General features: G+C 46.0%; 15 protein-coding genes. 11 read left to right on the top strand and 4 right to left on the bottom strand.

The window, feature by feature from the left end; genetic code table 11:
• Window positions 1-80 precede the first annotated feature (80 nt).
• The 7 genes from rpoB (at window position 81) to tuf (ending at window position 12171) form a co-directional block, all read left to right on the top strand.
• Window positions 81-3611: a DNA-directed RNA polymerase subunit beta gene (gene rpoB / locus AC6RGY_RS13065; RefSeq protein WP_499863582.1), complete on the top strand. Its 3531-nt coding sequence runs from the start codon at window positions 81-83 to the stop codon at window positions 3609-3611.
• Window positions 3612-3670: 59 nt separating this feature from the next.
• Window positions 3671-7288 (top strand): DNA-directed RNA polymerase subunit beta', encoded by a 3618-nt coding sequence (gene rpoC / locus AC6RGY_RS13060; RefSeq protein ID WP_499863579.1) that lies wholly within the window; start codon window positions 3671-3673, stop codon window positions 7286-7288.
• Window positions 7289-7512: 224 nt separating this feature from the next.
• Window positions 7513-7764: a 50S ribosomal protein L7ae-like protein gene (locus AC6RGY_RS13055; protein ID WP_499863577.1), complete on the top strand. Its 252-nt coding sequence runs from the start codon at window positions 7513-7515 to the stop codon at window positions 7762-7764.
• Window positions 7765-7842: 78 nt separating this feature from the next.
• Entirely contained in the window at window positions 7843-8256 is a 414-nt protein-coding gene (gene rpsL / locus AC6RGY_RS13050; protein WP_499863575.1) for a 30S ribosomal protein S12, read from the top strand.
• 66 nt (window positions 8257-8322) lie between these two features.
• Window positions 8323-8793, top strand: coding sequence for a 30S ribosomal protein S7 (gene rpsG, locus AC6RGY_RS13045; RefSeq protein WP_499863573.1), 471 nt, complete (start codon window positions 8323-8325; stop codon window positions 8791-8793).
• Window positions 8794-8832: 39 nt separating this feature from the next.
• Window positions 8833-10908 (top strand): elongation factor G, encoded by a 2076-nt coding sequence (gene fusA, locus AC6RGY_RS13040; RefSeq protein ID WP_499863571.1) that lies wholly within the window; start codon window positions 8833-8835, stop codon window positions 10906-10908.
• Between the two features lie 69 nt (window positions 10909-10977).
• Window positions 10978-12171 (top strand): elongation factor Tu, encoded by a 1194-nt coding sequence (tuf, locus tag AC6RGY_RS13035; protein WP_499863569.1) that lies wholly within the window; start codon window positions 10978-10980, stop codon window positions 12169-12171.
• A 98-nt stretch (window positions 12172-12269) separates the two neighbouring features.
• Here tuf and AC6RGY_RS13030 read toward each other — a convergent pair whose 3' ends face one another.
• Window positions 12270-13031, bottom strand: a complete 762-nt coding sequence (locus tag AC6RGY_RS13030; protein ID WP_499863567.1) for a sulfotransferase domain-containing protein — start codon at window positions 13029-13031, stop codon at window positions 12270-12272.
• A 397-nt stretch (window positions 13032-13428) separates the two neighbouring features.
• On the opposite strand from AC6RGY_RS13030, the gene AC6RGY_RS13025 reads away from it, so the two are divergent.
• The 3 genes from AC6RGY_RS13025 to AC6RGY_RS13015 all read left to right on the top strand — a co-directional run bounded on the left by AC6RGY_RS13025 (window position 13429) and on the right by AC6RGY_RS13015 (window position 14492).
• The gene (locus AC6RGY_RS13025; protein ID WP_499863565.1) at window positions 13429-13725 is read left to right on the top strand and encodes a DUF2089 family protein; all 297 of its coding nucleotides are present in this window, start codon (window positions 13429-13431) and stop codon (window positions 13723-13725) included.
• 2 nt (window positions 13726-13727) lie between these two features.
• Complete coding sequence (locus AC6RGY_RS13020; protein WP_499863563.1) at window positions 13728-14018, top strand: hypothetical protein; 291 nt, start codon at window positions 13728-13730, stop codon at window positions 14016-14018.
• Window positions 14019-14126: 108 nt separating this feature from the next.
• On the top strand, window positions 14127-14492 hold the full coding sequence (locus AC6RGY_RS13015; protein ID WP_499863561.1) for a cupin domain-containing protein: 366 nt from the start codon (window positions 14127-14129) through the stop codon (window positions 14490-14492).
• A 120-nt stretch (window positions 14493-14612) separates the two neighbouring features.
• On the opposite strand, the gene AC6RGY_RS13010 is transcribed toward AC6RGY_RS13015, so the two are convergent.
• Window positions 14613-16187, bottom strand: a complete 1575-nt coding sequence (locus tag AC6RGY_RS13010) for a thiamine pyrophosphate-dependent enzyme (protein ID WP_499863559.1) — start codon at window positions 16185-16187, stop codon at window positions 14613-14615.
• Between the two features lie 301 nt (window positions 16188-16488).
• On the opposite strand from AC6RGY_RS13010, the gene AC6RGY_RS13005 reads away from it, so the two are divergent.
• Window positions 16489-17184, top strand: coding sequence for a class I SAM-dependent methyltransferase (locus AC6RGY_RS13005; protein ID WP_499863557.1), 696 nt, complete (start codon window positions 16489-16491; stop codon window positions 17182-17184).
• A 315-nt stretch (window positions 17185-17499) separates the two neighbouring features.
• Here AC6RGY_RS13005 and AC6RGY_RS13000 read toward each other — a convergent pair whose 3' ends face one another.
• Together AC6RGY_RS13000 and AC6RGY_RS12995 are read right to left on the bottom strand one after the other, a co-directional pair.
• Window positions 17500-20136, bottom strand: a complete 2637-nt coding sequence (locus AC6RGY_RS13000; protein ID WP_499863555.1) for a 1,4-alpha-glucan branching protein domain-containing protein — start codon at window positions 20134-20136, stop codon at window positions 17500-17502.
• Window positions 20137-20202: 66 nt separating this feature from the next.
• Window positions 20203-20676 carry a DUF4912 domain-containing protein gene (locus tag AC6RGY_RS12995; RefSeq protein ID WP_499863553.1) on the bottom strand — a complete coding sequence of 158 codons (474 nt, stop codon included), beginning with the start codon at window positions 20674-20676 and terminating at the stop codon, window positions 20203-20205.
• Between the last annotated feature and the right edge of the window lie 152 nt (window positions 20677-20828).

Below are 20828 nucleotides of genomic sequence, written 5' to 3'. Positions count from 1 at the left end.
ATGTGGTTAAAAATAGCCCATTTTCTTTTTTTGCAGGAACCCATTGCTCTGAATCGACTGGGTACGAGGGGGGAACTTGTTTGGTAGGTAAACTGGTCCAGTATGGTCGGCGCCAGCGGAGAAGCTATTCAAGAATTGATGAAGTGTTGGATCTGCCCAATTTGATTGAGATTCAACAGAAGTCGTACGAATGGTTCCTCGAGAAAGGCTTAAGAGAAATGTTTCAGGACATTTCACCGATTGAAGATTTTACCGGGAACTTGATTCTGGAGTTTATCGATTATAGTTTAGGTGAGCCTAAGTATTCGGTCGAAGAATCGAAAGAACGGGATGTCACATATTCTGCACCGCTTCGTGTGAAGGTGCGTTTGATCAACAAGGAAACAGGCGAAGTAAAAGAACAAGAAGTTTTCATGGGAGATTTCCCATTGATGACCGAGACAGGGACATTTGTTATTAACGGGGCGGAACGGGTGATTGTCAGCCAGTTGGTTCGTTCGCCAAGCGTCTACTACAACGCTAAAGTTGATAAGAATGGGAAGAATGCTTATACAGCAACCGTTATCCCGAACCGTGGAGCCTGGCTCGAATATGAAACCGACGCCAAGGATATTATCTATGTGCGTATCGATCGTACACGGAAAATACCGGTGACGGTTCTTTTACGTGCCTTAGGTTTCAGTTCTGATGCAGAGATCTTGGATTTGCTCGGGGAAGACGAATACATCCATAATACGCTGGATAAGGACAACACAGGCAACACGGAAAAAGCGCTGATTGAGATCTATGAGCGTCTGCGTCCGGGAGAACCTCCGACAGCAGATAATGCACGCAGTCTCTTATACTCACGCTTCTTCGATCCCAAACGTTATGACTTGGCCAATGTCGGTCGCTATAAAATGAACAAGAAATTGCACATCAAAAACCGTCTTCTCGGTCAGACGCTCGCGGAATCGATTGTTGATCCGAGTACCGGTGAAATCATTGCCGCCGCAGGAGATGTGTTGGAGCGCCGTGTGCTAGATAAGCTCTTGCCACACTTAGCAGAAGACAATGGTTATGGCTGGGAAGAGAAAAATATTCGTGGTGGGGTAACAGAGGCTGAAGCGATTCACCTACAATCGGTGAAGATCGTATCTCCGCAACAAGAAGGGCATGTCATCAAAGTGCTCTCCAATGGAGGCGTTGACTCTTCGGTTAAAAATATCACCGCAACCGATATTATCTCTTCAATCAACTACTTTATTAATCTTTTACATGGGGTAGGTAGTACGGATGATATCGACCACTTAGGAAACCGTCGCCTCCGGTCCGTAGGAGAGCTCCTACAAAATCAGTTCCGGATCGGGTTGTCGCGTATGGAACGGGTGGTTCGTGAGCGGATGTCGATTCAAGATGCAAATGCGATTACACCGCAAGCGCTGATTAACATTCGTCCTGTTATTGCCTCCATTAAAGAGTTTTTTGGTAGTAGTCAGCTATCGCAATTTATGGATCAAACGAACCCGCTAGCAGAGTTGACCCATAAACGGCGGTTGTCTGCACTCGGTCCTGGGGGGCTGACGCGTGAGCGCGCAGGCTTTGAAGTGCGTGACGTTCACCACTCTCACTACGGTCGTATGTGTCCGATTGAAACCCCAGAGGGTCCCAATATCGGCTTGATTAACTCCCTCTCCTCTTATGCACGGATCAATGAGTTTGGATTTATCGAAACACCTTATCGTAAGGTGGATCCAGATACGAACCGTGTAACGGAAGAGATTGTCTACCTGACAGCGGACGAGGAAGATAACTATTACATTGCCCAAGCAAATGAAATGCTAGGCGATGAGGGTCAGTTCATCAATGAGCAAGTGATTTCTCGCTATAAAGAGGAGAACTTGCCGATTGCTCGGGAAGAAGTGGACTTTATGGACGTTTCGCCGAAACAAGTGGTTTCGGTTGCAACCGCCTGTATTCCCTTCTTGGAGAATGATGACTCCAACCGCGCATTGATGGGCTCCAACATGCAACGGCAAGCCGTACCACTCCTTATTCCGCGTTCGCCATTTATCGGGACAGGAATGGAGCATGTATCCGCGAAAGATTCGGGTGTATGTGTGCTAGCCAAGCGCCCAGGATTGGTTGAGCGTGTGGTTGCGGATGAAGTATGGATTCGCCATGAAGAAGAAGTAGACGGGCAATTGGTGCAAGGGGATCTTGACGTATACCGTTTACAGAAGTTTATTCGCTCCAACCAAGGGACGTGTGTGAATCAGCGCCCGATTGCGCGGGCGGGTGAACGGGTGCAAAAAGGCGAGATTATCGCTGATGGCCCATCGACAGAACTGGGCGAGATGGCGCTCGGTCAAAACGTCCTTGTTGCCTTTATGACGTGGGAAGGGTACAACTACGAGGATGCGATTCTCTTAAGTGAAAAACTAGTCAAAGAAGACGTTTATACCTCGATTCACATCGAAGAGTATGAAAGTGAAGCACGCGACACCAAGTTGGGTCCAGAAGAAATCACGCGTGATATCCCGAATGTAGGGGAAGATGCGCTGAAAAACTTGGATGAGCGTGGGATTATCCGCGTAGGTGCCGAGATCAAGTCGGGCGATATTCTCGTCGGTAAAGTAACGCCAAAGGGCGTAACCGAATTGACCGCAGAAGAACGTCTTTTGCATGCGATCTTTGGTGAAAAAGCGCGTGAAGTACGCGACACTTCTTTACGTGTTCCACACGGAACCGATGGAATTGTGGTAGATGTCAAAGTCTTTACTAGAGAGAACGGGGATGAACTCCCACCTGGCGTCAATCAATTGGTACGCTGTTATATCGCCCAAAAGCGGAAGATCTCTGAGGGTGATAAGATGGCGGGGCGTCATGGTAACAAAGGGGTTATCGCTCGTGTCCTTCCAGAAGAGGATATGCCATTCTTGCCAGATGGTACGCCTGTACAAGTTGTCCTCAATCCACTTGGGGTACCATCGCGGATGAACATCGGACAGGTGTTAGAAGTACACCTCGGGATGGCAGCGAAACAGCTAGGAATCCATGTGGCGACGCCTGTTTTTGATGGGGCAACGGAGGAAGACGTCTTTTCGACGCTGAAAGAAGCGGGTCTTTCTGAAGATGGGAAAACTCACCTCTTTGATGGGCGGACAGGTGAAGAATTTGAGAACCGCGTGACGGTCGGGGTCATGTATATGATCAAGCTGGCTCATATGGTTGACGACAAGATCCATGCTCGTTCCACCGGACCTTACTCGCTAGTAACCCAGCAACCACTGGGCGGGAAAGCGCAGTTTGGTGGACAGCGTTTTGGTGAGATGGAGGTGTGGGCTCTCAAAGCCTACGGAGCCGCCTATACACTACAAGAGATTCTGACGGTGAAATCGGATGATGTCATTGGTCGTGTGAAAACGTATGAGTCGATTGTCAAAGGTGAAAATGTACCGGAACCGGGTGTACCCGAGTCGTTTAAGGTATTGATCAAGGAACTGCAAAGCTTAGGGATGGATGTGAAAATCCTCTCGGCAGACGAGCAGGAGATCGAAATGAAGGAACTGGATGAAGACGATGAGCCGTCAAATCCAAAGGATGGTGCCGATTATGAGGAGAGTCACTAAAGGTGAATCTCTTCATCGGTTTCCTGATGGCAGGTTGATCCGTAAGGGAGGGATGCCCTGTGCTGGACGTCAATAACTTTGAATACATGAAGATTGGATTGTCTTCCCCCAACAAGATTCGCTCGTGGTCGCGGGGAGAAGTGAAAAAGCCAGAAACGATTAACTATCGTACCTTAAAACCGGAGAAAGAAGGCTTATTCTGCGAAAAGATCTTTGGCCCTACCAAGGATTGGGAGTGTCATTGTGGCAAGTATAAGCGTGTTCGGTATAAAGGCGTCGTCTGTGATCGTTGTGGCGTGGAAGTAACACGTGCCAAGGTGCGCCGTGAGCGCATGGGTCATATTGAATTGGCCGCTCCGGTTTCACACATTTGGTACTTTAAAGGGATTCCCAGCCGTATGGGTTTAATGCTGGATATGTCTCCTCGCTCGCTTGAGGAAGTGATCTACTTCGCTTCCTATGTAGTGATCGATCCAGGGGAAACACCACTGGAGAAAAAGCAGTTGCTCTCAGAAAAAGAGTACCGTAGTCACCGCGAGAAATATGGAACGGCTTTCTCAGCGATGATGGGTGCGGAAGCGATCAAGCGTCTGCTTGCTGAAATTGATTTAGAGCGTGAAGTGGAGATGTTGCGTGAAGATCTATTAACAGCACAGGGACAACGCCGTAACCGCGCAATCAAGCGTTTGGAAGTGGTAGAAGCTTTCCGTCATTCGGGAAATGATCCCGATTGGATGATTCTCGATGTGCTACCGGTTATTCCACCTGAGCTTCGTCCGATGGTGCAACTGGATGGTGGACGGTTTGCTACCTCCGATTTGAATGACCTCTATCGTCGGGTGATTAACCGTAACAACCGTTTGAAGCGTCTCTTGGATTTGGGTGCTCCGGACATTATCGTGCAAAATGAGAAGCGGATGTTGCAAGAAGCGGTGGATGCCCTGATTGATAATGGTCGACGTGGTCGTCCCGTTACCGGACCAGGCAACCGTCCGCTGAAGTCGCTTTCTCATATGCTAAAAGGGAAGCAAGGCCGCTTCCGGCAAAACCTGCTGGGGAAACGGGTGGACTATTCCGGTCGTTCCGTTATCGTGGTCGGGCCCAATTTGAAGATGTACCAATGCGGTCTGCCGAAAGAAATGGCATTGGAATTGTTTAAGCCGTTTGTGATGCGGGAGCTTGTCAAAAAAGATCTAGCACACAATATCAAGAGTGCGAAGCGCAAAGTAGAGCGGGTTCATCCTGAAGTATGGGATGTGCTGGAAGAGGTTATCAAAGAGCACCCTGTGCTCCTAAACCGTGCCCCTACCTTGCACCGCTTGGGTATCCAGGCATTTGAACCGATCTTGGTTGAAGGACGTGCGATTAAATTGCACCCGCTCGTCTGTACGGCGTATAATGCCGACTTTGACGGGGACCAAATGGCGGTACACGTACCCTTGTCTGCAGAAGCGCAGGCAGAAGCACGCCTGTTGATGTTAGCGGCGCAAAACATTTTGAATCCGAAAGATGGGAAGCCGGTTGTTACACCATCGCAGGATATGGTATTGGGCTGTTACTATCTCACGTTTGAAAAAGAGAAGGATACAGGCGAAGGATTTATCTTTGCAGATCCCAATGAGGCCATCAGTGCCTACCAACAAGGGTTGGCTACCTTGCATGCGCGTGTGGCTGTGCCGGTCAAATCGCTGGACAAAACCTGCTTTACCGAAAAGCAGAGAGAGTCCTTCTTGCTTACTACTCCAGGTAAACTGATCTTCAACGAGATCTTCCCGAAAGAGTTCCCTTATATCAACGAACCAAGCAAGTACAACCTGGCAGAAGGTACTCCAGATAAGTACTTCGTTCACGAAAAAGGAACCAACTTACGCGAGAAGATTCAAGCACAACCGCTACAAGAAGCAGTGAAGAAGAAGTACTTGGGCATGGTGATTGCAGAGTGTTTCCGTCGTTATGGAACGACGAAGACCTCCGTCATTATGGATGCGATTAAGCAACTCGGTTTCACTTACTCGACAAAAGCCGGTTTGACGATGTCGGTTTCTGACGTTATCGTGCCGGAAGAAAAACCAGAAATGCTCGTTCAGGCAGAACAAGACGTGGAGAACGTCTTGAAGCAGTATCGTCGTGGATTGATTACAGATGATGAGCGGTATGATCGCGTCATCTCTATCTGGAGTCAAGTGAAAGACGATATCACTGATATCTTGATGGGCAAAATGGGTCGGAACAACCCAATCTATATGATGGCGAACTCGGGTGCGCGCGGGAACGTTTCGCAGATTACCCAGTTAGCAGGGATGCGCGGTCTGATGGCCAGTCCGTCTGGTAAGATCATGGAGCTCCCAATTAAATCGAATTTCCGTGAGGGACTCACGGTATTGGAATACTTTATTTCCACCCACGGTGCGCGTAAAGGGTTGGCTGATACGGCGCTACGGACAGCAGACTCCGGTTATCTAACCCGTCGTCTCGTTGACGTTGCGCAAGATGTGGTCGTGCGCGAAGATGATTGTGGCACGGATCGCGGAGAGCTGGTTCGTCGTATTTCGGATGGGAATGAAGTGATTGAAGAGCTGTACGATCGTATTGTGGGACGCTATGCCTTTGCGACCACGCGCCATCCAGAAACGGGTGACGTGATCGTTGGCCCTAACGAGTTGATCGATGAAGATAAAGCACAGCAAATCATCGATGCGGGCGTCGAAGAAGTGGTGATCCGTTCCGTGCTATCGTGTCGGACGCATCATGGTGTATGTATCAAATGCTACGGCCGCAACTTGGCATTGGGCACCCCGGTGGAAGTGGGCGAAGCTGTCGGTATTATCGCTGCGCAATCGATCGGGGAACCCGGAACGCAGCTGACGATGCGTACCTTCCATACCGGTGGGGTTGCTGGAGACGATATCACCCAAGGTTTGCCGCGTATTCAGGAGCTATTCGAAGCGCGTAATCCAAAAGGGCAAGCGCCTGTCAGTGAAGTCCCCGGTGTTGTCGAAGAGATTCGCGAAGTGAAAGATCGTCGTGAAATCGAGATCAAGGGTGACGTGGAGACCCGTACCTATGTTGTTCCATTTGGTTCCCGTTTACGGGTAGCAGAGGGAGACTTGGTGGAAGCGGGCGATGAGCTGACAGAAGGCTCCGTCGATCCGAAAGAACTCTTACGCGTTAAAGGTGTTCACGGCGTTCAGGGATACATCCTGCAAGAGGTGCAAAAGGTGTACCGTCTGCAAGGGGTGGAGATTAGCGATAAGCACGTCGAGGTGATGATTCGTCAAATGATGCGCAAGGTGCGTATTACCGATGCAGGTGATACCGATCTCTTGCCTGGACAAATCATGGACTTGTATGAGTTCGAAATGGCGAATCGCAAGGTCTTTACAGCAGGAGGCGAACCAGCGATTGGTCGTCCTGTGCTATTGGGGATTACCAAAGCCTCCTTGGAAACGGAATCCTTCTTGTCGGCTGCTTCTTTCCAAGAGACGACACGTGTCTTGACAGATGCGGCGATCAAAGGAAAAGTGGATCCATTGCTGGGACTGAAAGAGAACGTTATTATCGGGAAGCTGATTCCGGCAGGTACCGGGATGCAGCGTTACCGCAGTGTCGCTTTAAATGTTGAGGGTGAACTGGATACAGAAGAAGTTTCTGAGCTGGAGACGGTGAGTGTAGAGTAATTCCGTTAGAAGGAATGATGGCTGGAGCCTTGATGGATGAGGGATTTTTATCAGACTGTCACCCTCTTCATGCTGAGGCAAGAGGTAGGAAGTGAGAAGCTAGAGGATGACTTCGAGCCTCCTGCCTCTAAACTCCAGTTTTTATGCTCCCTATTGACAACCGCTGAGCAAGGTGGTAATATGGCTTCGTGTGCTTGGGATGTGCCACTTTGGAGGGCGATTCAATGTCTTATGAAAAAGTGAAACAAGCAAAGAAGCGTATGATCGGAACCAAGCAGACCAAGAAAGCCATCGAACAAGGGAAAGCACAAGAAGTATTCGTAGCTCGAGATGCGGATGCTCATATCATGCAAGCCATCACTTCGATGTGCGAAAATCATCAGGTTCAGTTTGAGTATGTGGATTCTATGAAAAAGTTAGGGAAGGCTTGTGGCATTGAGGTGGGAGCAGCCACCGTTGCCATTATGGATTCATGATCGATCTTTGCCCTGCTTTTTTATAAAACGCCTGGATCTGTGGACTTATATATTAACGAAAAGGGAGGTGCGAACAAGATGCCAACAATTAACCAATTGGTTCGTAAAGGACGCAAAAGCAAGTCGACCAAGTCGGACGCGCCAGCATTGCAATACGGTTACAACAGCTACCGTAAAGAGTTTACCAATCAAAGCTCGCCACAAAAACGGGGTGTCTGCACCCGTGTAGGTACGATGACGCCGAAGAAACCGAACTCCGCGTTGCGGAAGTATGCGCGTGTACGCTTGAGCAACGGGATTGAAGTAACGGCTTATATCCCAGGGATTGGTCACAACCTACAAGAGCACTCTGTTGTCTTGGTTCGTGGTGGACGTGTAAAAGACTTGCCTGGTGTACGTTATCACATTGTACGTGGTGCTTTGGATACCTCGGGTGTGAAAGACCGGATGCAAGGACGCTCCAAGTACGGTGCGAAACGTCCAAAGAAGTAAGTTAAGCTTTTTTTATTGCCTACAAGTGCAAAAAAATAATTATACAAAAGAAAAGGAGGGAAAATCATGCCTCGTAAAGGTCCAGTACCTCGCCGGGAAGTACTACCTGATCCAATCTACAATAGCAAGTTGGTTACCCGTTTGATCAACCGCTTGATGTTGGAAGGGAAGAAAGGGAAAGCCCAGCGTATTCTATATGATGCATTTGATTTGATTCGTGCTCGTTCCGGACAAGATCCAATGGAAGTATTTGAACAAGCACTGAAAAACATTATGCCAGTTTTGGAAGTAAAAGCTCGTCGGGTAGGTGGTGCGAACTACCAAGTACCGATCGAAGTGAAACCGGAGCGTCGTACCAGCTTGGGACTTCGTTGGTTGGTTAGCTATGCGCGTCTGCGTGGAGAGAAAACCATGCAAGAACGCCTTGCAGGAGAAATCCTGGATGCGGCTAACAACGCGGGTTCCGCTGTGAAGAAGAGAGAAGACGTACACCGTATGGCAGAAGCAAACCGAGCATTTGCACACTATCGCTGGTAGGCGAACTTCTGGTGTGAATGACGAAAGGAGCATTTTTCGATGGCACGTGATTTCTCCTTGAAGGATACACGAAATATTGGGATCATGGCGCACATCGATGCAGGAAAGACAACAACGACTGAGCGTGTATTGTTCTATACTGGTCGTGTTCATAAAATCGGTGAGGTACACGAAGGTGCCGCAACGATGGACTGGATGGATCAAGAGCAAGAGCGGGGGATCACCATTACCTCTGCGGCAACCACAGCTCAGTGGAAAGACCATCGTGTGAACATTATTGATACCCCTGGTCACGTTGACTTTACTGTTGAGGTGGAGCGTTCCCTCCGTGTGTTGGATGGATCCGTTGGTGTTTTCTGTGCCAAAGGTGGCGTAGAACCGCAATCGGAAACTGTCTGGCGTCAAGCAGATAAGTATCAAGTCCCACGGATCGCTTATGTTAATAAGATGGATATCATCGGAGCGAACTTCTTGGGCGCGGTCGAGCAGATGAAGGATCAATTGGGTGCGAATGCCGTACCAATTCAATTGCCGATCGGGAAAGAAGATGAGTTCGAAGGCATTATCGACCTCATTGAGAACTGTGCTTTCTACTATCAGGATGATCTCGGAACACGTACGGAACGTCGTGAGATTCCTGCAGAGTATCAAGAACTAGCAGCAGAGCACCGCACACAGCTCATCGAAGCGATCGCTGAATTGCAAGAAGAGCTGATGGAGAAGTACTTGGAAGGAGAAGAGCTAACCGTTGATGAGATGAAAGCGGCTCTACGCAAAGGCGTATGTAACGTGGAAATCATTCCGGTTCTATGCGGTTCTTCTTACAAAAACAAAGGCGTTCAACTTCTGTTGGATGCGGTTGTGGATTATATGCCATCACCGCTGGACGTACCAGCTATCCAAGGATTACTTCCAGATGGCACTGAGCAAACACGCGAATCAGGTGATGATCAACCGTTTGCGGCGCTCGCCTTTAAGATCATGACAGATCCTTATGTAGGGAAGCTTACCTTCTTCCGTGTCTACTCTGGAACCTTAGATTCAGGTTCTTATGTCTTGAACTCCACCAAAGAGAAGCGTGAACGTGTGGGACGGATCCTACAGATGCACGCGAACTCTCGTGAAGAGATCAAGACGGTATATGCAGGAGATATCGCTGCAGCGGTTGGTCTCAAAGACACCGGTACGGGCGATACCTTGTGTGACGAAAAAAGTCCTATTATCTTGGAGTCCATGATCTTCCCTGATCCCGTAATTGAGATCGCGATCGAACCGAAGACGAAGAGTGACCAAGATAAGATGGCAATGGCCTTGGCGAAGTTGGCGGAAGAAGATCCGACCTTCAAAACGATGACGAACGAAGAAACCGGACAAACGATTATTAAGGGAATGGGTGAACTTCACCTTGATATTATCGTGGATCGGTTGAGACGTGAGTTTAAAGTGGATGCCAATGTTGGTCAACCACAAGTGGCATACAGAGAAACTTTCCGCTCTGCAGCAAAAGTGGAAGGGAAGTTTGTACGCCAATCCGGTGGCCGTGGACAATACGGTCATGTGTGGGTTGAATTCGAACCGATGACGGAAGAAGAAGAAGGCGGTTTCGAATTCGTCAATAAGATCGTGGGTGGGGTTGTTCCTCGTGAATACATCCCAGCTGTACAAAATGGAATTGAAGAATCCATGCAAAACGGGGTACTCGCAGGCTACCCATTGGTAGATATCCGTGCTAAACTCGTTGATGGTTCTTATCATGATGTGGATTCCTCGGAGATGGCCTTTAAGATTGCCGGTTCGATGGCACTTAAAGCTGCTAAATCCAAGTGTAACCCGGTGATTCTCGAACCGATCATGAAAGTAGAAGTGACGGTACCAGAAGAATATATGGGTGACATTATGGGAGATGTGAACTCTCGTCGTGGTCGTGTTGAAGGAATGAGTACCCGTGCGGGTGCACAAATCATCAACGCAATGGTGCCACTGTCTGAGATGTTTGGTTATGCAACGACCTTGCGTTCGCGGACTCAAGGTCGCGGGAACTACTCCATGCAATTTGATCACTATGAAGAAGTGCCGAAGAGCATTTCTGAAGAGATCATTGCAAATGGATCTTGATTTTGTTGGCTCTTACCCTTTACTATAAAGAGCAAAACTATTTTTATCTACTAAAGGAGGATTTTAACTATGGCAAGAGAAAAGTTTGAGCGCTCCAAGCCTCACGTGAATGTAGGAACCATCGGACACGTTGACCACGGGAAAACCACGTTGACCGCAGCGATTACCACTGTATTGGCTGTACGTAGCGGTGCAGGTGAAGCACGTGCGTTTGATACCATTGATAACGCGCCAGAAGAAAGAGAGCGTGGGATCACGATTGCAACCTCTCACGTTGAGTATGAAACCGATAACCGTCACTATGCACACGTGGACTGCCCAGGTCACGCCGACTATGTTAAAAACATGATCACCGGTGCGGCACAAATGGACGGTTCCATCTTGGTTGTATCCGCAGCAGATGGTCCAATGCCACAAACCCGTGAGCATATCCTGCTCTCCAGCCAAGTAGGCGTAGAACACATCGTTGTCTTCTTGAACAAAGTAGACATGGTAGACGATGAAGAGTTGTTGGAACTCGTTGAGATGGAAGTGCGTGAACTTCTTTCCGAATACGACTTCCCAGGCGACGATATCCCAGTAGTTTCTGGTTCTGCTCTAAAAGCATTGGAAGATCCAGAAGGTGAATATGGCGACAAAATCTTGGAACTGATGGCAGCAGTGGACGAGTACGTTCCAACGCCAGAACGTGACAACGACAAGCCATTCTTGATGCCTGTTGAGGACGTATTCACCATTACCGGTCGTGGTACCGTTGCAACCGGTCGTGTTGAGCGTGGTACCATCGCAGTTGGTGATGAAATCGAAATCGTAGGGATCAACGAAGAAACCAAGAAAACCACCGTTACCGGTGTTGAGATGTTCCGTAAGTTGTTGGATTCTGCTGAAGCAGGCGACAACATCGGCGCACTCCTTCGTGGTGTAGATCGTGAACAAATCCAGCGTGGGCAAGTATTGTCCAAGCCAGGATCCGTTAACCCACACACGAAGTTTGAAGCACAAGTATACGTATTGGGTAAAGACGAAGGTGGACGTCACACCCCGTTCTTCAACGGTTACCGTCCACAGTTCTACTTCCGTACGACGGACGTAACGGGCGTAATCCACTTGCCAGAAGGTACCGAAATGGTTATGCCTGGTGACAACATCGAAATGACGGTTGAATTGATCAACCCCATCGCGATCGAAGATGGTACCCGCTTCGCAATCCGCGAAGGTGGCCGCACCGTAGGTGCTGGTGCCGTAACCAAAATCACCGAGTAATCATTTCTCGTGTGAATAAACCCTCAAGCCGATTCGGCTTGAGGGTTTTTCATTAAAAAACAAGAATAGTGATATACACTTGTTCGTGTAGATATCACTTACTTATCCCAAGAGAAGTCGCGCTTTAATAATTTGTTAAGCTGAAGGTTGGAAGGAAGAAAGTGTTGAGCGAGTTGTTTGCGCATCGATGGTTCCATCGGGTTATAGCGCCTCTGTTTTTGTCCATTCTTAATGGAGTTAGGTGGTAAGCGATGATGAGGAATCTCTAAAAAGTCGAATGTCTCATTTAGTATCTTTTGCGAACGACCAAAGTAATCTTCGCTACGAATAAAGAGAAATTGCTTTTTGGGGAAATATTTCATCCATCTCTTTAATTGAATTGCATAGGAGCCACGAGTTAGATAGGAAAATCTTCGCTCATTTACTGTGAGAGATTGATTGTTCTTTTTTTCTATCCATTCCTTACACCACGTTTTTTTCTCTAGCTCCAGCGCCTCTTTAAATGAGATGCCTTTCATCCAGTCAAAGTTTTTAAAATGTTGATATTGGGAGTAGGCTCGATCTATAGGGTTTCGCATGAGGACAATCAATTTGATACTAGGTAAATGGCGATGAATTCTTATGGGTACAGACGGCTGGAATAGATAGAGAGGGGAAGCTTCCCCAGAGAGAATAGAGTGATTTCTCTTTGGAAATCGATTTAAATACCATTTCCACCCTTTTTCATATTGAACATCGAAGAAATGAACCTCTTTCTGCCTAGCAGGTTGAATGAGAGGGTGAGCGGTGAGATGACGATAGAAAGCAGAAGTACCACATTTCATTGTGCCAATGACTAAAAATTCTGGTGGGCGAAGCAATTATTCTTCCTCCTTTTTGCTAGACTGTAATATTATGTGAATTTAAAGTGTGGGAGGATTGTTCTACTAACTTGGTCTGTCAAAAATAAAAAGGAGCGGTTCAGCGAACTACTCCTATTCCATTGAATCCACGTTTAAAAAGCATCAAAGAGGATTCAATGGAGACTTCCCCTTTGTACTGATAAAACCTAATTCTCCAATGCAGGAGTGTGCGACACCAGCCATGAGAGTTAGAAATGAGGCGGAAGATACTAAGACAAGGGTATCTAAATAGGACTTCCAAATGGTCAGGATATAGCCTTCTTTAATATTATTTAAATATATCTAAATAATATTGAGTATTTATTTGCGTTAAGTTAAATTGTATATTAATATAGTTATATAAGGGGTGGGTGTTATGGAAAGAGATGATATACCATCATGGGTTTTATCACTGGATAAGGAATCGCTAGAGTTTATAAAGAGATTTGTATTAAACTCAGGTTCATTAAAAAGAATGGCGCAGGAATATGAAGTATCCTACCCCACTGTACGAACGAAGTTAGATCGGCTAATTGAAAAAATACAAATGGATCAAAGCGAGGAGGATGTGGAGTTTATCAATATGATCAAGCACTTCGTTATTGATGAGCGTTTAAGTTTAGATGTTGCAAAAGTAATTATTGATAAATACAAAAAAGAAAAGGAAGGATAATTGTGGAACATTGGATTCATTTTGTGCTGGGTATTCTTATTCTAGGGGTGCAATATTTTATAGGAAGAAGAGGTTGGTCACTACTGATAGGCGCTATCTTACCGCTCTTCTATACGGGTTTTTTTATCTATGGGATACTGACTGATTTGTTTAAAGAAAACTCCGGTGGTTGGATGTTTTTGGCGTGGTCTTTAGGGACTATATTTCTTTTTGCAAAATGGGAAGAAGGAAGAAAAGCTTTATCCAAAAAAAGAGATAAAGAACTGGAAAAAATGAAAGCGCACGATTTATAAGACGGTATCGGTCATCTCGATCGGAGCAAAAGCAGTTGAATTGCTAATGTGGGAATATTTGTTACATTATTACATAAAATTTTGCTATTACTTAAGGAGGTCATAAATATGAGATTATTTCGTTTTGACAAAGAAGTGGGTATATCCATTACTCAATTTGAGAGCGAAAAGGCGAAGTTGTCACGCGTATTACGTATGGAAGGATTTATGCAGAGTGGTTGCTTGCACATAGAGGCAGGAGGTCGAGTGGGGGATCATCCTGCAGGAGTTCCGCAACTCTTGCTTGTGGTGACAGGTGATGGATGGGTGATGGGAAAAGAACGTGAATGGCAACGCATACAGGCAGGGGAGGCGGTTTTTTGGCAAGAAGGAGAGCAACATGAATCTCGCTCTGACACGGGGATGATGGCAATTATCATGGAAGGGCCAAATATAGAGCCGGAGAAATACATGAGAGAGAAAGAAGAGGTCTGAGATGATGTGCCGATAGAAAAAGTTATCTTTCCGAAGGCCAGTTGAATAACATGTTCTTAAGATATGTCATTGAGGAGTTCGGATCGTGAGTTTCATGAGATATCACCCTGATTATACGGGTTATTTATCATACAATGTAAATAGCGCGACGCTTACTCCGCTCCCTTCTTGTAAAGATGAATAAACTTGTCTGATTTTTTTCACTGATGTAGTTGAGTGGACATCAAGTGGATAGAGATGCTCTATCCCACAAGCGGAAAGAATCGTTTTCAGGGATAAAGGATTTTTACCTTTCCTCTTAAGAGCGAACGCGTTCTCTTGCCCACCTGTCCTGCGCGAAATAAAGTCATGGATAATAACGACTTTTAGGTTACTTCCTTTTGTGACAGCTTCCATTAATGAGGCGATGCCTGAATGAAGAAAAGCAAAGTCTCCAATGACGGCAACAACTTCTTTTTCCACACAGGCGAGACCGGTAGCAACCGCGATGGGGGAGCCTAATCCATAACTCCATTCTGCGACATCATATGGTTGATAACTAAGGGCCATCGACGAACCGACATCAACAACCACGTTGATCGACTCTTCTCTTGCCCAGTCAGATAAAGCACGATAGACACGAACCCGTGATGGATCGTTTTCTGGAGGCTTATTGCCCCGAGAGGCAGGTATCGGCAGATCTATTGCTGGATGCTTTCCTTCTTTTAACAGCTGCAGAACTTCTGCTACGCGCTTTTGATGGAGAGGACCGCTTCTTGAAAATACCCCGTTGTTTCTCCCGATGATTTGTACATCCATGCGTTCCTGATACACCCATTTACATAACTCATCTTCCAGGAACGCGTGTGGTTCCTCTAATACTACTACTTTCTTATATCTAGTAATAAAAGAGTGTATTTTCTGAGTGGGGAGTGGCCAGATTGCTCTTAATTGCAAGAGAGGCAGACCACTCTCCTCGGCAAGATGAGCACATCCCCCACAGGAAATGAGACCGATCTCCTGTTGCTGAACGGTTGACTGATCGCTAGTAATGACCGGATATTGTTGCATGAACGATGCCATCTGTGGGAGAGTATGGACTTCGTAGTGGTGCATACGGCCTAGCTTGGAAAGATCTCTGGCAATTTCTTTATTTACACGGTAAGTTTTTCTTTTTCCATTTGTGTCTGGAATGTCTGAAGGAGGTATTATCGGTTTTACCTCGTGCGAGTCTTCTAATAACCGGGAGCTTAGACGTACGAGAACGGGGACTGAGGTCGCTTCAGATAGAGTGAAAACTTGGGGGAGAAGAGAGCGAACTTCTTTGGCTGTATTGGGATCAAAGACGGGTATGCCCGCTATTTTAGCTAATTGCCGAGAATCCTGTTCTACAGTAGAGGCTTTACAACCAATATCATCGGTAGCGAGGATAATTAAACCACCTCCAATGCCATGGACAACCGCATTTACTAAAGAGTCATAAAAGATGTTCATGCCAGCTTGCTTGATAATGACGGCGGATCGCTGTCCTCCAGCAGATACCCCTAGTGCCAACTCAAATGAAATTTTTTCATTAATATTCCAGTGAAATGGGGTCATCATCTTGCGAAGCCTTTCTCCCAAAGCGGTCGCTGGAAAACCATATACGCCGTATGCTGAGTGAATATCAGCGTCCAGTAGTCCCCATGCAGCTATTTGTATTCCATCGATCTGCACAATATCCTCACGTCCTTCACTGCTTCTTATTCATATAACGTTAGGCTCTTACATACTATATACATCTTATTTTTAAAAGAAAGGTTGAATTATACTATGTTATATGTGAGCGAGAATCGTTCTGACACCTCATCTTCTTTAAAAAGGCGATGACATACCCATTGCTTCAGGGAGGAGGCCTCTCGAAAGAAAAGCATAATGATGGGAGTGAAAAAATATATAGCATATAAAGAGAAAGCCATTATGCCTTTGGAGGGAGTGCTGGCTTATACCACGTGGCAGACAAGATATTTCTGAACCCTTGCTGGAACGGTTACGTAGTCAATCGAAAGATGTTCATTTACTCGACCAACTGGTTTTCTTATCACGACATTACTTTGCCTTTTTTGTCAAACACTCGTCCCGTGCCTTTGAGTATGTGTGGTTGATTCATCAGGCAGGCGCATTGGAAAAGCAGAAAGTATTGGATATAGGAACCGGTCTGTCTCCACTTCCAATCTACCTCGCTCAACAAGGAGCACTGGTTTATACGGTTGATTTTTTTAAGGAGGAGAAGCGTGAGTGGGGGAAGGATCGATCAAATTGGTATGAATGGGGTTTTATCGATTACCAACCCCTGCATCCAAACATCATATCCTACTTCGCTGATGTAAATCATCTTCACTTTGAAGAGAATGAATTCGATTGTATATACTCGATTAGCTCTGTTGAACATATCCCAGCCACAAGCAGAAGAAGAATTTGGGAAAATGCACACCGTTGGTTAAAGCCCGGTGGAAAACTATTACTTACCGTTGACGTAATAAAGGACACAGAGCTCTTGCACAATTATTTTCTTGATATCTGCTTAGAGGATAGGAACCAGCATGGAAATCTTCAAGGACTAAAAAAGGAATTGAGTAGCACATTCATCATAGAGGAAATGGAGCTTCAAAGTGATATACCTGAATTAGATGACGTTGATATTGTTACGATCACCTGTACCAATATGGATTAAGGATTATCCTTCCTCTAACAAAGCCAACTGTCTTAATCAAATAAACTGGAGGCAGAGAGAAAGAAGACAGACTTTTCTTTCCTTATGTTAGTAAGTAGAGAGGATTCCTGTCTGTAAAGAAAAAGAGCCTGTGGTCGGTGAGTGATTTATCTACTTCAGCGACCACAGGCTTTATCTTTTTATATCGTTTTGCCCCCACATTTATATACGGACCTTTTCAATGGAATGGGGGTGGAGATGTTCCTCCTGCTGTTTCAGCATGGACTTGAAACGAGTTTGATCTGATTGAGTCCGTTACTTGGATCGCTTAAACCATTAGGTGATTCCTTCGTACATAGTTTTAACTTGTTGAGCGATTTGATCCCAGCTATACTTGTTTTCTAAATTCTCATAAGCGGCTTTCGCCAATTTTTTTGCTTCGTTAGGATGACTGAGCACCCAGCCAATTTGATCAACCAGTGATTTCGCATGTCCCGTAATAACCGTTCGTCCAGTCTCAGCATGCCTGACGATCTCTTTTAACCCACCCGTATGTGAAGCAATGATCGGCACGCCAAAAGACATGGCCTCTAAGGCGACAATACCAAAGGGTTCATAAATACTGGGGAGTACGAAGGCATCCGCTAGTCGATACAAGAGCTCTTTTTCTTCGTTTTCTACAAACCCTAAGAATAACACGTTCTTTTCTACACCCAGTTCTTTCGCTCGCTGTTTCAAGCTTGGAGTTAGGGAACCCTCGCCCACTAGGATAAATTTAGTATCTGGATACTCATTTATAATATATGGCATAGACTCCATTAAGACATGAAGCCCTTTATGAGGGGTAATTCTCCCTACATAATAGATGATTTTTTCATGAGGAAGTGCATACTTCTGCTTACAAGCCTTCCACTTTTTCTCCTCTTCTTGAGTGGAGGCGTCGGGTAAAATCACCCCATTGGGGACGACTCGTACTCTTTGGTCCGGAACATGAAACCCCTTCATAGCTTCTTGTTTCATATAGTGACTACAAACCATAATTAAAGTGGATTTTTGGCAGATGACTCGCTCAATATTCTGGATATGTTGGACGACGGGATGCCCCATTTGCCGATCATATACGTGCTGAATACCATGGAGTGTATAGACGAGCGGGAGTTGAAATCGTGTTGTGAGCTCCTCTGCTGCAAAAAAAGTAATCCATTCATTTGCATGTACCACATGAAACTTTCTTCCCTCTGCTAGTAACTGCTCTACCTTCTCCAGTAAAGCAATATTTAGTTGGAGGACCCAATGAAAAAAGAGGTCTGGATGTTCAACAAAGGTTTGATCTGCTCCGATGGTCGATACCCTGTAAACATGGATGCCTTCCATTTGTTCATCATAAGGAGATTCATCGCTCATGTGCGTGACCAGATGAACCTCTATCCCTTGCTTTACTAAGTGGCGTGCCAATTGATAGACAGACGTTCCCATGCCTCCGATGATTCTGGGCGGAAACTCCCAGCATAAAATCAATACACTTCGATTATTAACCGGTTCGTTTCTATTGATAGGTAATAATGGAGTAGGATGCTCTTCTTCGGAAGGATAAGTTGGGGTGAAGGACATCTCTGGAAAGAGTGGGGTAGCCTTTTCGAAATTACTTAGCTCATCTGTATCAATCAGATGAAGACGAATGTTATCAAACAACTGATGAAAGCGGACTAGCTGATCATGTACTTGTCTTTTTGCTGTTTCTTGTAAGGCGGTGTTGTTCATCATTAGTGCCCAATCCTTACTCTGGACCAAAAGCAACTCGCGCATGGCTTGCTTGATTGCCCTCTGCTCCAATTGATCCGCCTGCGATCGATATTTTAGCAAATGTATCATTCGTTCTTCCGCTAGATAGAGATGAGGATAAATCCAGCGGTTTTGCTTATTTAGATAGATATTCTCTTCGGCTATCGGGATATTGATAGAAGGAGAGAGGCAAACTTTTTCCTGCATGGAGTGGTCTGCGACGTATTTGGATGGGGTAATGGTGGAGAGACAATGATTGCTTTTCTGAAGCGCTATACTTACTTCCTCTAGAATCAAAGGAGCATCCTTATGATTCATGTCAAGTGGCAGGAGTGCAAAAGCATTACGGCTGTATTGATCCTTCACTCCTGATGGTTGTTTTTTTATATAGTCTTGGATAAGGCTTTTCCACTGTTGATGGACATGGCTATCTTTTTTCCTCTGTGTATCTTTCTCCTCGCAGGGATCTCTTGCTTGCAGGATCTCTTCTTGCTCCATGAGAATAGGCAAGGAGCCACCAAACTCCAGAGGCGCGTACCTAGCGGAGGATGGCTCAGGAAAAATACCTAATATTCCTGCTTGATCCCCAACGATATAATGAAATCCTTCCTGGAGGAGAAGATCGTCTATTCCTTGTTTGTAGCCACAGGAAGAGAGACGGAAGCCTCGCGGTGCTTCCTTCCAAATTCGCTGGTGGGTTTGCAGAGCCTCATGAATCTGTATTTGCAGCATTTCGTCTGTTTGTATGTAGGGGAGATACGGATTTGTGGCTGCTGATGACAGAAATTCGACTTGCCCGCTTTGTTGCAATGACCGATAAATGAGAAGAAGTTGGTAGTCATGGTTGTTCAAAAAAGCATGAAGTTCAAACCAACGTGCGAGAGAATCGGAGGTTACCGTACCGGTGTTTTTCCCCTGTCGCTCTTGGATACGTTTTAATAGTCTTCGTTTACATTCTTGTATAAAAAGAGGGTTTTCTATTAAATGAAGATACATGGGCGAAAGTGAGAGGGTTATCTGCAGATCGTTGTTTTTCTCGAGGAGCGACGACAATGTCATCAGCATTGGAAGGTGAGCGTCGATGACGGTGTCGTAAATCTGTTTCTCAAGAGCAGAATAGGGTTGATGGGACGCGGGAAAGTAATAAGGCAAGTGGGCATGTAGGATAAACGAAAGCAAATGGCTGTTCACATCTGGTCACCTCACAAGTGATGGGTAGTAGGTGATTCACAGTGTCGCTAAGATGAGGCGAGCAATCTACTGAATATTTAATTTTATGTTTTGGTACGTATCTGCAGAAAGCGAGAGGGTTTTCGTCGATGCTCTTTGTGGTGTGCTTACTGGGTGCGAAGCAAGAAAGGGTGAAAACTTTGGAATCAACTGTTCCTTATAATAGAGTCCGACAAAAGCGATATAAAGATGGGCAGGCTCTACTTGAAATTCATATTCATTTATGGTCAGACCGACGATGTCCTCATGAACGGGAACAGCTGGCGTCTCTTCTACTTGTTCGGTCACTTCATACAAACGAACGGCCCATTCCGCTTGGCGCTGGTGTTTGTTCAGAAATGATTGGATTATTCTCCAGCGAGAGGCGTTCCACTCCCAATAAGCATATAAGGAAGAAGGGCTTTGTGGCCATAGGAGTAATCGATTGGTCCCATAATCCTTTGGTAATAGCCATGGCCAATCTTCTTTTTTCTTCGGTTGAAGTTGCTCACCCTTCTTCATTCATCCAGCTCCTTTCTCATCCTAATTCGGCTTTCTACTGCTAGTTGCAAAAACTATATGGTGGTTTTAATATATGTCTCTATCTTCTCTATATGCCGATGAATGATGAGACAAGGAAGGGGCCTCTTTTATGGAGAAGGGAGGACGTATGA

The organism is Mechercharimyces mesophilus, assembly GCF_059818345.1.
This window is presented reverse-complemented; position numbering and strand designations above follow the sequence as displayed.

Coding starts and splice junctions, on each gene's coding strand:
- AC6RGY_RS13055 (WP_499863577.1), top strand. CDS start 7,513: ATGTCTTATGAAAAAGTGAAACAAGCAAAGAAGCGTATGATCGGAACC.
- rpsL (WP_499863575.1), top strand. CDS start 7,843: ATGCCAACAATTAACCAATTGGTTCGTAAAGGACGCAAAAGCAAGTCG.
- rpsG (WP_499863573.1), top strand. CDS start 8,323: ATGCCTCGTAAAGGTCCAGTACCTCGCCGGGAAGTACTACCTGATCCA.
- fusA (WP_499863571.1), top strand. CDS start 8,833: ATGGCACGTGATTTCTCCTTGAAGGATACACGAAATATTGGGATCATG.
- tuf (WP_499863569.1), top strand. CDS start 10,978: ATGGCAAGAGAAAAGTTTGAGCGCTCCAAGCCTCACGTGAATGTAGGA.
- AC6RGY_RS13025 (WP_499863565.1), top strand. CDS start 13,429: ATGGAAAGAGATGATATACCATCATGGGTTTTATCACTGGATAAGGAA.
- AC6RGY_RS13015 (WP_499863561.1), top strand. CDS start 14,127: ATGAGATTATTTCGTTTTGACAAAGAAGTGGGTATATCCATTACTCAA.
- AC6RGY_RS12995 (WP_499863553.1), bottom strand. CDS start 20,676: ATGAAGAAGGGTGAGCAACTTCAACCGAAGAAAAAAGAAGATTGGCCA.